General features: G+C 40.1%; 12 protein-coding genes. 1 reads left to right on the forward strand and 11 read right to left on the reverse strand.

Going from position 1 to position 12918, the window contains the following annotated elements; translation table 11 throughout:
- Positions 1 to 117: 117 nt before the first annotated feature.
- The 8 genes from VSAL_RS05415 to leuS form a co-directional block, all read right to left on the reverse strand.
- Complete coding sequence (locus tag VSAL_RS05415) at positions 118 to 927, reverse strand: septal ring lytic transglycosylase RlpA family protein (RefSeq protein WP_012549747.1); 810 nt, start codon at positions 925 to 927, stop codon at positions 118 to 120.
- 3 nt (positions 928 to 930) lie between these two features.
- Complete coding sequence (rodA, locus tag VSAL_RS05420) at positions 931 to 2052, reverse strand: rod shape-determining protein RodA (protein ID WP_012549748.1); 1122 nt, start codon at positions 2050 to 2052, stop codon at positions 931 to 933.
- A complete protein-coding gene (gene mrdA, locus VSAL_RS05425) occupies positions 2052 to 3929 on the reverse strand; it encodes a penicillin-binding protein 2 (protein ID WP_012549749.1) in 1878 nt (625 codons plus the stop codon). The genes rodA and mrdA overlap by 1 nt, the downstream gene beginning before the upstream one ends.
- A gap of 3 nt (positions 3930 to 3932) precedes the next feature.
- The gene (gene rlmH / locus VSAL_RS05430; RefSeq protein WP_012549750.1) at positions 3933 to 4403 is read right to left on the reverse strand and encodes a 23S rRNA (pseudouridine(1915)-N(3))-methyltransferase RlmH; all 471 of its coding nucleotides are present in this window, start codon (positions 4401 to 4403) and stop codon (positions 3933 to 3935) included.
- A gap of 3 nt (positions 4404 to 4406) precedes the next feature.
- A complete protein-coding gene (rsfS, locus tag VSAL_RS05435) occupies positions 4407 to 4724 on the reverse strand; it encodes a ribosome silencing factor (RefSeq protein ID WP_012549751.1) in 318 nt (105 codons plus the stop codon).
- A 48-nt stretch (positions 4725 to 4772) separates the two neighbouring features.
- Complete coding sequence (holA, locus tag VSAL_RS05440) at positions 4773 to 5810, reverse strand: DNA polymerase III subunit delta (RefSeq protein ID WP_012549752.1); 1038 nt, start codon at positions 5808 to 5810, stop codon at positions 4773 to 4775.
- A gap of 2 nt (positions 5811 to 5812) precedes the next feature.
- On the reverse strand, positions 5813 to 6370 hold the full coding sequence (locus VSAL_RS05445) for an LPS-assembly lipoprotein LptE (RefSeq protein WP_164998984.1): 558 nt from the start codon (positions 6368 to 6370) through the stop codon (positions 5813 to 5815).
- 242 nt (positions 6371 to 6612) lie between these two features.
- On the reverse strand, positions 6613 to 9189 hold the full coding sequence (gene leuS / locus VSAL_RS05450; protein WP_012549754.1) for a leucine--tRNA ligase: 2577 nt from the start codon (positions 9187 to 9189) through the stop codon (positions 6613 to 6615).
- Positions 9190 to 9356: 167 nt separating this feature from the next.
- Between leuS and VSAL_RS05455 the strand changes: the two genes are divergently transcribed.
- A complete protein-coding gene (locus VSAL_RS05455; protein WP_012549755.1) occupies positions 9357 to 9839 on the forward strand; it encodes a zinc ribbon-containing protein in 483 nt (160 codons plus the stop codon).
- Positions 9840 to 9909: 70 nt separating this feature from the next.
- Here VSAL_RS05455 and lnt read toward each other — a convergent pair whose 3' ends face one another.
- The 3 genes from lnt to ybeY form a co-directional block, all read right to left on the reverse strand.
- Positions 9910 to 11415, reverse strand: coding sequence for an apolipoprotein N-acyltransferase (gene lnt / locus VSAL_RS05460; RefSeq protein ID WP_012549756.1), 1506 nt, complete (start codon positions 11413 to 11415; stop codon positions 9910 to 9912).
- A 91-nt stretch (positions 11416 to 11506) separates the two neighbouring features.
- On the reverse strand, positions 11507 to 12382 hold the full coding sequence (gene corC / locus VSAL_RS05465) for a CNNM family magnesium/cobalt transport protein CorC (protein WP_012549757.1): 876 nt from the start codon (positions 12380 to 12382) through the stop codon (positions 11507 to 11509).
- A gap of 69 nt (positions 12383 to 12451) precedes the next feature.
- Positions 12452 to 12913: an rRNA maturation RNase YbeY gene (gene ybeY, locus VSAL_RS05470; protein ID WP_012549758.1), complete on the reverse strand. Its 462-nt coding sequence runs from the start codon at positions 12911 to 12913 to the stop codon at positions 12452 to 12454.
- Between the last annotated feature and the right edge of the window lie 5 nt (positions 12914 to 12918).

The raw sequence follows: 12918 nt of genomic DNA on the forward strand, positions 1-12918 counted from the left end.
ACAATACGGCTAATAATTAGTTCATATAAAATTGCATTTATTACGGCTTCAGGCGATTTAGTTACAATCTTTACTTAATATTGACATTTCTGTTGATAATATGAACCAATTAGGTGTTTATTTCTTTGCTTCTTGGATGATAAACGCTGAGGTGTATTGTCCATTTTTTGCATCGAGCAATGTTTTATCTGCAATATCTCTGTCAATAAACGGGCCCAGACGAACGCGATAAATCGATTTTGATTTCACAATATGTGTCGGTGCATTAAATTGTGTTTGTAGTTTTTTTGCTATTGAATTGGCACTTTGTTCACTTTTTACTGCCACCATTTGAATATAATATTGATTAGGATCGATCGCGTGCCATTCCTGAGCATTCGTTGGTTTATCGATAGAAATATATTCAATTTTTACGTTGGCTGTTCCCGTTTTTATCACATCTAATTTTGTGGCAGCAGCAAAGCTTAAATCTATTATGCGTCCTTCATGGAAAGGACCACGATCATTTACTCGAACAATGGCTGTTTTTCCATTGTCCTTATTGATGACTTTTACATAGCTTGGTATCGGAAGTGTTTTGTGTGCAGCACTCATTGAGTACATATCATAAATCTCACCATTGGAGGTTTTATGACCATGAAATTTATTGCCGTACCAAGAGCTTTTCCCTTCTTGCTTAAATCCTTTAGGATCTCGAACAATAGGATAGTCTTTACCTAATAACGTGTAGTCTTTGTTGCCGTATAAGCTTTTAGGTTCATAACGAGGATGGGCATCTTCTATATGTTCCACCGAAATTGGGGTATTTGGGGCAATATCATTATCTATTTGATAACGCCCTGCATTAGGCTCATCTGTATTTTTTATTGGTGGTTCAGAAGCACAACCAACCAAAATAAGAGAAATAACCAGTAGAAGAATACGCATGAGTTAGTTTGCCTTGGAGTGTATTTTTTTATGTGTGTGTATTGACATTAAAATGCCAAATCCTGCCATCAACGTTACCATTGATGTACCGCCATAACTAACGAGGGGAAGAGGAACGCCAACGACGGGCAAAATACCACTAACCATGCCTATGTTTACAAAAATATAAACAAAAAAGCTTAAAACGACACTGCCCCCCATCATTCGTCCAAAAGCAGTTTGGGCTTGGCTTGCTAAGAATAATCCTCGGCCAATAATGAATAAATAGATCGTGAGCAATACCATGACTCCAATGAGTCCCCATTCTTCTGCGATAACGGCAAAAATGAAATCAGTATGGCGCTCAGGAATAAATTCGAGTTGAGACTGGGTACCATGCAACCACCCTTTGCCGAATAACCCTCCTGAACCGATAGCAATTTTAGATTGGATAATGTGATAGCCAGCGCCTAAAGGATCAGATTCTGGGTTAAATAATGTCTCAACCCTTACTTTTTGGTAAGGCCGCATCAAAAAGAACCATAGGATAGGAATAAACCCCCCAACCGCAATGGCGGCGGCAGTAATTATTTTCCAACTAATGCCCGCTAGAAAGATAACAAAAACACCTGAAGCTGCGATTAAGATAGAAGTACCTAAATCGGGCTGTTTGGCGATCATAATGGTAGGAACAAATACCATCAATAACGCGATAAACAAGGTACGAACCGTTGGAGGAAGAGGTTTATTACCTATATATCTGGCAATCATTAAGGGAACGGCGAGCTTAATTAATTCCGAAGGTTGAAAACGAACAAATCCTAAGTTTAACCAACGTTGAGCGCCTTTAGAGGATTCACCAAAGAATAAAACCCCTAATAATAAGATAACACCAATAGCAAAGAGATAAGGTGCAGCGACCTCATAAGTTCTTGGTGGTATTTGGGCAAGTAAAGCCATAACGCCTAAGGAGAGTAACATTCGCATTGCTTGCTTATCCATCATCAATAAGCTTTGCCCGCTGGCACTGTACATAATGACAAGAGCACAAGCCATTAATAATAAGATGCCAAGCAGTAAGGGCAAATCTATATGAATTCGATGGAAAAAGTCACGATTTTTTCCTGATGCGATATCAACTCTCATTATTTATTACTCACCTCTCCTGTTGCTGGTAATAACACATGGTCAAATACACTTCGTGCAATTGGGCCGCCTTGGCTAGAACCGCCGCCGCCATTTTCAAGAACGAGCGAGATAATGACTTTTGGATCTTTTGCTGGAGCAAAGCCAGTAAACAAAGCATGGTCACGTAAACGTTCTGCAATCTCATCAGCGTTGTATTCTTGGCCATTTAAACCAAAGACTTGAGATGAGCCTGATTTACCTGCACTAACATAAGGAGTGCCAGCAAACACACGTCTGGCTGTACCTTTAGCACCATTATTCACTAAGATCATGCCATCAATGGCGAGCTGCCAATAACTGTCTCTAATCCCTTCTATTGGAGGGTACGGTTCTGGTTCAAACGGGGTTTCAACGTTACCATCAATAATTGTTTTCAATAAGTGAGGCGCTTGAACTTTACCGCGATTCACGAGCACAGAAGTCGCCTTAGCTATTTGCATCGGTGTTGCAGTCCAATAACCTTGTCCAATACCGACTGGAATCGTATCGCCTTGATACCAAGGTGTACGGAAACGAGCGACTTTCCAATCTCGAGTTGGCATATTTGCTTTGCTTTCTTCATGGATATCGATGCCGGTATAATCACCAAAACCAAATTTCATCATCCATGCTGATAAGCGGTCAATTCCCATATCAAAAGATATTTGGTAGAAGAAAGTATCAACAGATTCTTCTATCGCTTGTTTTAAATTCACGGTTCCATGACCCCAACGTTTCCAATCTCGGAATGGTCTGGTTTTTGAGTTAGGAATACGCCAGTAGCCCGGATCATTGCGGGTGGTGAGCGGAGTAACTATCTTCTCTTCTAATGCAGAGACGGCAATAAAAGGTTTTACCGTTGACGCTGGTGGATAGATACCCAGCGTCGCTCGGTTAACTAATGGGCGATCTGGATTATTCAATAATGCGTTATAGTTTTTACTGGAAATGCCATGTACAAATAAATTTGGATCATAGCTAGGGCTTGATACCATCGCTAATACGGCACTTGTGTTCGGTTCTAATACAATTGCAGCACCACGACGGCCGTCTAATTGTTTAGCCACAAATTTTTGAATTTCGATATCAAGATTTAAAACAATGTCTTTGCCTGGGATTGGTGGGACGTATTTTAATGTACGTACTACGCGACCGCGACTGTTAACCTCGACTTCTTGATAACCCGCCGTACCATGAAGGGTATCTTCGTAGTAGCGTTCGATACCTAGCTTACCTATATCTCGGGTAGCTTGATAATTGGCATCTTTTTCTTCTCTAGCTAATCGAGCTAAATCTCTATCATTAATTTTTGCAACATAGCCCAGTACATGCGTAAACGTTTTTCCATAAGGATAGAAGCGTTTTAGATAAGCCTTTATTTCTACACCAGAAAATTTGTGTTGGTTTACTGAGAAAATGGCCACTTGTTCTTGGGTTAATTGAGACAGAATTGGTATGGATTTAAAACGACGAGTACGACGACGCTCTTTTGTGAAGTCATCAATATTATCTTGCGAAATAGGCAAGATAGTCTGTATTTCAGTAAATAGCGCAGACAGATCTTTCACTTTATCTGGTGTGATTTCTAAATTAAAAACAGGACGATTTTCCGCGAGTGGCATACGATTACGATCATAAATAAGGCCTCGATTTGGGGCTATAGGTACGATTTTTATGCGGTTATCGTTTGAACGTGTTTTATAATCTTGAAATTCATTGATTTGGATATTGTATAAATTAGTCAATAAGAGGCTAATGAGAACCAATATCCCGACAAAAGAGACTATTGCTCTAGAAACAAATAATCTCGATTCTGCATGATAGTCACGTATCTGTGTGCGTCTGCGCTTAAACAACTCTTATTCTCTGTGGTAAGGGTGGTTGGCCGTAATACTCCATGCTCGGTACAGGCTTTCAGCCATAACTACACGAACAAGAGGGTGAGGAAGCGTTAATGGTGACAAAGACCAACTTTGCTCTGCTGCGGTTTTACAAGCGGGAGATAAACCTTCAGGACCACCAATAAGAATTGATACATCGCGAGCATCTAATTTCCAGACTTCTAATTGTTCTGCTAGTTGTTCTGTATTCCAAGGTTTACCTGGGATGTCTAACGTGACAATGCGGTTTCCTTTAGGAACGGCAGCAAGCATTGCTTCTCCTTCTTTTTGAAGAATTCGTGCTATATCTGCATTTTTACCGCGTTTACCTGCGGTGATCTCTATAAGTTCAAGAGGCATGTCTTTTGGGAAGCGACGGCTATATTCTTTATAACCTTCTTCTACCCATTTAGGCATTTTAGTGCCAACAGCAATTAATTGAAGTTTCATGGATTAGCTCCACAGTTTTTCAAGTTGGTATAGCTCACGGTGCTCAGCTTGTAAAATATGGATCATTACATCACCCATATCGACAACAACCCATTCACCTTCGGCTTCTCCATCAACACCATAAGGGATCAGCCCAGCTTCTCTTGCTTTGTCCGATACATTTGAAGCAATTGAGCTGACGTGGCGTTTTGATGTACCCGTACATACAATCATAAAGTCTGTAATGCTTGATTTATCACGTACATCAACTGTTGTAATATTTTCAGCTTTCATGTCATCAACATGATTGAATAGAAAGTCGTGCAGTTCTTTATCTTGCAAAGTATCACCTAGGATCGATTATTTATAAGGAAGTATATCAGTGAACGTCTATGAATGAGATGGTGGAGGTGTCACTGAAATGTGAATATTACAGATATCTAAGCTTAACTGGCTAAGTTGTGGCCAACAGTTGGTATCAAAATCGGTTTTAACGGCAACTTCAAGCTGAGCTAATGATTTTATTAATGCTTGAATTTGTGTCATTGATAAGCGTTGCAATGCTGCTTGATACAATGAACGACGGTTTTGCCATACCTTATAACGATCAAAAACAGTAAACATTGCTTCACCTTGGCTGATTGCTTGTTGAAATGAGAGCAATAAGAACACTTCTTTTTGGATCGTACGTAAGAGAATCACAACTTCAACACTTTCACCTTCTAATTGACGAAGGATTCGTTGTGCACGCTTTGCTTGACCAAATAATAAAGCATCCATTAACTGGAAAGGAGTGAAGTGATTATTACGGTTTAACGCTTCTTCTATTCTAATAAGAGTCAGTAACCCATCGGGGTATAATAAAGACAGTTTGTCTAAACTTTGAGCAAGTGCAAGTAGGTTACCTTCATGCCATTGCGCTAGCATTTGTACTGCTTCTGCGTCAGGTTTTAATTTTAATAATTTACAACGTTGTTGAATAAAACGAGGTAATTGTTGGTTATCAGGGGTGTTACAAGGAATAAATAACCCTTGTTGTGTTAATGCTTTAAACCATTGGGTACTTTCTTGGCTTTTATTGACTCTTGGGCCTTGAAATATCAACAAAATATCGTCGTGTAACATAGGGACGAGTTCTTTTATTTTACTGGTGTGAGCCGCAGTTAAACCTGTATCTGAAACGGTTAATTCGATAATTTGTCTTGATGAAAATAGACTTAATGCTTGAGTGCAATCGAAGATCAGGTTCCAGTCCAATTGTTTGTCTAACGTAAATTGATGCTTTTCTTCAAAACCCTGTTGAAAACTGTGCTTACGGATTTGATCGAGGCATTCTTGTTTTAGAAGTGGCTCATTACCAAATAATAGGTAATTTTGACGTAAACCACGTTCTAAGTTTTGTACTAGCTGTTCAGGGAATACTCGCATGATTATTTTTTATTATCTGTAGAGGTAGCCATACTTTGAGCCATCTCTTTTGTTGTTACTTTAGTTTCTGTTTCGTCTTTGTTGCTAATAATATCAGTATCATCTAATAATTCGCCATCTGCTTTTAAACGCGCCATTTGACGTAGAATTTGTTCTGCGGCTTGAGTTCGCATTTCATCTTCAATCATGTCTCGTTCAACTGATTTGGCTAATGCAGTTAATGGGTTATCAAGATAGTTACGATTTACGGTGGTGGTATAGGTTTTTAAATCATGGCCAGGAATAAGAACACTGTATTGAACCGTATAAGTCAGTTCTATTTCTGCCGCACGGCTATTTTGATAAAGTGAAAGCGTACGCTCACTTGTTGTTTCGCTGATCAGGTTGAGCGTAGGCGTTACCGTTGTCGGTGCAACTTGTTTAACCCCATTCATTCTCAGTTGTTTTTGAACATCACGGGTTAAATTACTGTATTGGTCAAAACTCGTTAATGATACCTCATGAACTTCTTCTGGAAGTAAATAGCTACCACGTAACTGGAAACCGCAAGCTGAGGTCATAATAGAAAGAGCAATAATGATGACTGCGCGGATTGAAAATAGAGATAAAAGTCGTTTCACCGAGAACTCCCTCAAATGGTGATAAAAATGCTTATTTAAACGTGTTTAATAATTTGGCTCATAGTAAGTAATGATAATTAAAGCGCTTAAATAAGCATAAGCAGATAGACTGCTTATGCTTTATAGAAATGAAATGGATAAAATAGTTCCATTTCATTTTTTATTATAGTTTAACTTTATGATCAGTTAGCTACGATGTTTAAAAGCTTACCTGGAACATAGATAACTTTACGTATAGTTAGGCCATCTAGGAATTTAAGTGCATTTTCATCGTTAAGACCAAGCTCTTTCACTTGTTCTTCTGTTGCATCAGCAGCAACAATTAATTTTGCACGTAATTTTCCGTTAATCATAACAACGATTGTTTTTTCATCTTCAATCAGTGCTTTCTCATCGAATGTTGGCCATGCTGTCGTATCAATGTTTGATTCACCTAATGCTTCCCACATCGCAAAACTTGCGTGTGGAGTCATTGGGTAAAGCATAACAACAACGGCTTTCAATGCTTCATCAAGAAGAGCACGATCTTGTGCTGATCCTTGAGGTGCTTTGTTTAGCTTGTTCATTAATTCCATGATTGCAGCAATAGCAGTGTTGAATGTTTGACGACGGCCAATATCATCACTTACTTTAGCAATTGTTTTATGAACATCACGGCGTAGTGCTTTTTGGTCACCAGAAAGAGCGGCAACATCTAACGCTTCAGTTGTGCCTTTTGTTGTGTGCTCGTGTACTAATTTCCACACACGTTTTAGGAAGCGACTTGCACCTTCAACGCCAGATTCTTGCCATTCTAGTGTCATATCTGCAGGTGCTGCAAACATCATAAATAGACGAACCGTATCGGCGCCAAACTTATCAACCATTTCTTGAGGGTCAATACCGTTGTTTTTAGATTTAGACATTTTGATCATGCCTGAGTGTTGAACTTCACGGCCTTGATCATCAACTGCTTTTTCGATTCTACCTTTAGCGTCACGTTCAATGGTAACGTCTGTTGGTGCGATCCACTCTTTTGTGCCTTTTTCATTGGTGTGGTGGAATGCATCAGAAAGCACCATACCTTGACATAAAAGTTGCTTGAATGGTTCGTTTGACGTGACATAACCAGCATCACGTAAAAGCTTGTGGAAGAAACGTGAGTACAATAGGTGCATACAAGCGTGTTCAATACCACCAACGTATTGGTCTACTGGTAACCAGTAGTTTGCTTTTTCTGGGTCTAGAATATCGTCAGCTTGTGGAGAACAGTAACGTGCGTAGTACCAAGATGATTCCATGAAGGTATCAAAGGTATCTGTTTCACGCAGTGCTGGTTCGCCGTTGAATGTTGTTTTTGCCCATTCTTTATCAGCTTTGATTGGGCTAGTTACGCCATCCATCACCACATCTTCAGGAAGAATTACGGGCAGTTGATCCGCAGGTACTGGGTGAACTTCACCGTCTTCAGTGGTTACCATTGGGATTGGGGCACCCCAGTAACGTTGGCGAGAAACACCCCAGTCACGTAGACGGAAGTTTACCGTTTTCTTGCCTTTACCTTCTGCTTCTAGTTTCGCAGCAATCGCATCGAATGCGTCTTGGAAAGCAAGACCGTCGAATTCACCAGAATCAAATAGAACGCCTTTTTCTGTGTAAGCAACGTCAGATACATCAACATCAGAGCCATCTTCTGGCTTGATTACAGGGATGATATCTAGACCGTATTTAGTTGCAAATTCGTAGTCACGTTGATCGTGAGCAGGAACCGCCATTACAGCACCAGTGCCGTAATCCATTAATACGAAGTTTGCGACATAAATTGGCACTTCACGACCATTAAGGGGGTGGATAGCACGTAAGCCTGTATCCATACCTTTCTTTTCCATCGTTGCTAGTTCTGCTTCTGCAACTTTGGTATTACGGCATTCTTCAGTGAAAGCAAACAATTCTGGATTTTTTGCAGCGGCTTGTTCTGCAAGAGGGTGACCTGCAGCGATACCAACGTATGTAACACCCATTAGCGTATCAGGACGGGTGGTATACACTTCTAAAGGTGCTTCTTCGCCGTTAACAGCAAAAGATAATTCAACGCCTTCTGAGCGGCCGATCCAGTTACGTTGCATGGTTTTTACCATGTCAGGCCAACCATCAAGGGTATCTAGATCATCAAGAAGTTCTTGCGCGTACTCGGTGATTTTAATGAACCACTGTGGGATTTTCTTTTGTTCAACAGGGGTATCACAACGCCAACAACAACCGTCTTCAACTTGTTCGTTTGCTAGAACTGTTTGGTCATTTGGGCACCAGTTTACAGAAGAGGTTTTCTTGTAAACTAAGCCTTTGTTGTACAATTTTGTGAAGAACTCTTGTTCCCAACGGTAGTACTCTGGCGTACACGTTGCGAATTCACGGCTCCAATCATAACCAAAGCCTAATAGTTTAAGCTGGTTTTTCATGTATTCGATGTTTTCGTAAGTCCAAGGGGCTGGTGCTGTTTTATTTTTAACAGCCGCATTCTCAGCCGGAAGACCAAACGCATCCCAACCGATAGGTTGCATTACGTTTTTGCCTTGCAGGCGCTGATAGCGAGAAACCACATCACCAATGGTGTAGTTACGAACGTGACCCATGTGTAGACGACCACTTGGGTATGGGAACATTGAGAGGCAATAGAATTTTTCTTTGCTTGCGTCTTCAGTGACAACAAATGTTTTGCTGTCGTCCCAATGTTTTTGGATCTTCTGTTCAAGATCCTGTGGATTATATTGTTCTTGCATCGATTTACCCAGTTATGTCAGTGGATCACAAAATTTGTGAGATCGGTTTGATCAGATAATACTTGATCGGCATAGAATAACGAATGGAGCGCTTATACTCAAGCGACCTGATGTCGTTTAACTAACTCTAAGCTATATTAATAATAGTGATTTCGTGGAGGTGACTTATGTCTAAGCAAAAAAAGGGTTATAACACCATCTTTGAGCATGTGATGAATGTAATGGAACGAAGCCCAGAAGAATTTCAGCGATGGGCTAAATCATCAGAAGAAGTGGTTGATGCCGCCTCTGATATGACCAAAGATGAAATGTCATTGATTTCAAATTACGTTAAGCGTGATATGAAAGAGTTTGCTCAAAACTATGAAGAGAGTAAAACAACGTTTCCTGATTCACCGTTCTACCGTCTTATTGCGGATTCTATTTGGCACGGGTTATTAGAAATCACCGATAAAACACAACTTGAATGGCGTGAAGTGTTTGATGATTTAGAGCATCAAGGAGTCTATCAAGCAGGGGAGGTTGTTGGATTAGGTGTGTTGGTGTGTGAAAAATGTGGCCATAGAGAGCAGTATAATCATGCTCAAATTATTCAATCTTGTACTCATTGTGATAATAACGAATTCACTCGTTTGTCGTTAAAACCGTAGTGTGAAAATGAGGTTAGTAGATTGAATGACCTGTATTCGTATATTTACGCATACAGGCCAAGCATTCTTTTTATTTTTGTTTACGCCAAGCGATGAGTAAAGACAGCATCACAAGTAAGTACAAAGGCCATGTTCCCCAATAGCGATATGGGGTTGTACCTGTCGTTGGAATGACCTCCCCACGCAATACCGCCGTTGTGAACTGAGGAATTTGCTTAATGATGTTTCCTCGGTAATCCGTGATCGCGGTTACGCCATTATTGGTTGAACGAATAACGGGCTTTCCTGTTTCTAAAGCTCTCATCTGAGCCATTTCCATGTGCTGTAATGGACCAATAGAAGTGCCAAACCAAGCGTCATTAGAAAGCGTTAAAATGTAATCAGTTTGTTCGGTAATATTTTCTCTAACTTGTTCACCATAAACAATTTCATAGCATAATGCGGGCGCTAAATGAGAACCACTTGCTTGAATGTTTGGCTGTATATAACTACCACGGCTAAAAGAAGACATTGGTAAGTTAAAAATAGGGGCTAATGGGCGAAGTAATGCTTCAAAAGGTACAAATTCACCAAAAGGAAGTAAATGATGCTTGCTGTACCTTGGCTGTTCAAGGTAATCGTAACCATTTGTTCCATTCTTACCTAACGAGATTATATTATTATAAAAATTACCTGTCGGGCTTTGACCTACAATACCGGTAATTATAGTGCTGTTGTTCATTGTGGCAGCGCTATCAAGGTTACGAAGAAAGCTTGGGATCTCACTTTCTAACGCTGGAATTGCAGCCTCTGGCCATACGATTAAATCAGCATCCCAATTTTTACGACTTAAATCCATGTATTTCATGATGGTTGGCCAACGTTCGCTTGGTAGCCATTTTAATGCTTGATTAACATTCCCCTGAATTAACGCAACTTTAGTGGCTTTCTCAGGTTGTGGTGTTACCCAATCAAATGGTTTTATTGCAAAAGATGTCGCCGCTAAAATTGCAGGAACAAGTAATAAAGTCCATTTTTTCTCTAGTAAGGCGTAAGTGATTGCACCGACAGAAAGGATAATGATGGCGGTAATGCCCTCGACACCAAAAATTGGAGCCCAGGCAGAGAAAGGGCTATCTATTTGACTGTATCCAAGCCATAGCCATGGAAAGCCGGTAAAGACCCAGCCACGCAACCAATCGGTCACTAACCAAAGAGCAGGGAAAGCGAGTAAATATTTATGTAAGGAATGCAAAGAGAAAAAGCGAGTGGCTAAAAAAGCAAATAACATGGGATAAAGAGCAAGATAGCTAATAAGTCCGATCATTAGAAAAAGACTTGCAGCGATAGGCATGCCACCAAAATTATCGATGCTGATATGTATCCAATTTATGCCACTGCCAAAATAACCTATCCCCCAGAAAAAACCAATCCATGTGGATCGTTTGGTTGTTTGGTTATTCAACAACAGAAATAAAACGAGTGGTGCAATAAAAGCAAAAGGCCATAAAGAATAAGGCGCAAAAGCGAGTGTTGCACTGGCACCAAATAATACAGCGATAAGAAGGCGAGAAAGATAATGGTTTAAAAAGGGCATGAAGGATCTCAAACAAATAATGAAATAACAGCTATTTAGTCTCTGGAAGCCAGATAAAGTTCAGCCGCTTATTAATAAGCGGCTGAGAATGTTACTCTTCTTCGTGTTTTTTGTCTGATTCTTTTTCAGGAATCGTCACTTGAAGTTGGATGATGCGACGGTTATCGGCAGCGGTGACTTTAAACGTAAAACCAGATATTTCGATAGTTTCACCACTTTCAGGCAAATGCCCAAAGGTCGTTAATACTAAGCCGCCAACGGTATCAATCTCTTCGTCACTAAAATTTGTTAAGAAAGCGTCGTTAAAGTCATCGATTTCAGTTAATGCTTTCACAGCAAATGTGTGTTTGCTTAACTGACGGATGTCTTTCTCTTCTTCATCATCAAATTCATCTTCAATATCCCCAACAATTTCTTCAAGGATATCTTCGATAGTAACTAAACCAGAAACCCCACCAAACTCATCGACAACGATGGCCATGTGGTAACGTTCTTCTCTAAACTCTTTTAAAAGCTTATCAACACGTTTGCTTTCTGGTACTACAACAGCAGGTCGAATAACTTGTTCAATCTCAAAGGCTTCACAATCTGAACCTAAGTATCTTAATAAGTCCTTCGCAAGGAGTATTCCTTCAACATGGTCTTTGTCTTCACTGATCACAGGGTAGCGTGAGTGTGACGCTTCTATGATTGTTGCTATCAGTGATTCGAGGTTTTGCGTTTTCTCTACAGTGACCATCTGGGAGCGCGGTAACATAATGTCTCGAACTCTCATTTCAGAAATTTCCATGACGCCTTCGAGCATGTCTCGGGTGTCGTGGTCAATAACTTCATTTTCCTCAGAGTCTCTAAATACATCCACCAACTCTTGGCGATCTTTAGGTTCCCCTTGGAACAGTTGTGAAAGGCGTCCTAAGAAGGACTTTCTACTCGGACCTTCTGTATTTTGTGAATTTTCGTCGTTCATGGCTTCTTTAAAAGTAGTTGCTATCAATGTGGATAGCTCACATAGGTAACTGTTGGATTATTCCAACAATTATTTCTCAGCGAGATATGGGTCTTCAAATCCCATTTCTTGCATTAATTCTGTTTCGAGTGATTCCATCTCTTCAGCTTCCTCATCTTCGATATGGTCATAACCTAGCAGATGGAGACTGCCATGTACAACCATATGCGCCCAATGTGCTAATAAAGGCTTGTTTTGTTCAACAGCTTCTTTTTCAACAACTTGACGGCAGATGATTAAATCACCGAGTAAATCAATTTCTACTTCTGGTGGTGCTTCAAAAGGAAATGACAATACATTTGTTGGTTTGTCCATACCACGATATTGATGGTTTAGTTCGTGACTTTCTTTTTCATCTACAATTCGAATCGTTAATTCTGCTTGTGGCTGAAACTGAGGCAACACTGCATTCAACCAAGACATAAAATCTTTTTCTGAAGGCAAGTCTTTTTCATTTTCACATGCAATTTGTAGATCGAGTTCAATGCTCATGGTTC

It is taken from the genome of Aliivibrio salmonicida LFI1238, assembly GCF_000196495.1.
GTDB classification, from domain to species: Bacteria; Pseudomonadota; Gammaproteobacteria; order Enterobacterales; family Vibrionaceae; genus Aliivibrio; species Aliivibrio salmonicida.

Coding starts and splice junctions, on each gene's coding strand:
- VSAL_RS05415 (WP_012549747.1), bottom strand. CDS start 927: ATGCGTATTCTTCTACTGGTTATTTCTCTTATTTTGGTTGGTTGTGCT.
- rodA (WP_012549748.1), bottom strand. CDS start 2,052: ATGAGAGTTGATATCGCATCAGGAAAAAATCGTGACTTTTTCCATCGA.
- rlmH (WP_012549750.1), bottom strand. CDS start 4,403: ATGAAACTTCAATTAATTGCTGTTGGCACTAAAATGCCTAAATGGGTA.
- holA (WP_012549752.1), bottom strand. CDS start 5,810: ATGCGAGTATTCCCTGAACAGCTAGTACAAAACTTAGAACGTGGTTTA.
- VSAL_RS05445 (WP_164998984.1), bottom strand. CDS start 6,370: ATGACCTCAGCTTGCGGTTTCCAGTTACGTGGTAGCTATTTACTTCCA.
- leuS (WP_012549754.1), bottom strand. CDS start 9,189: ATGCAAGAACAATATAATCCACAGGATCTTGAACAGAAGATCCAAAAA.
- VSAL_RS05455 (WP_012549755.1), top strand. CDS start 9,357: ATGTCTAAGCAAAAAAAGGGTTATAACACCATCTTTGAGCATGTGATG.
- lnt (WP_012549756.1), bottom strand. CDS start 11,415: ATGCCCTTTTTAAACCATTATCTTTCTCGCCTTCTTATCGCTGTATTA.
- corC (WP_012549757.1), bottom strand. CDS start 12,382: ATGAACGACGAAAATTCACAAAATACAGAAGGTCCGAGTAGAAAGTCC.
- ybeY (WP_012549758.1), bottom strand. CDS start 12,913: ATGAGCATTGAACTCGATCTACAAATTGCATGTGAAAATGAAAAAGAC.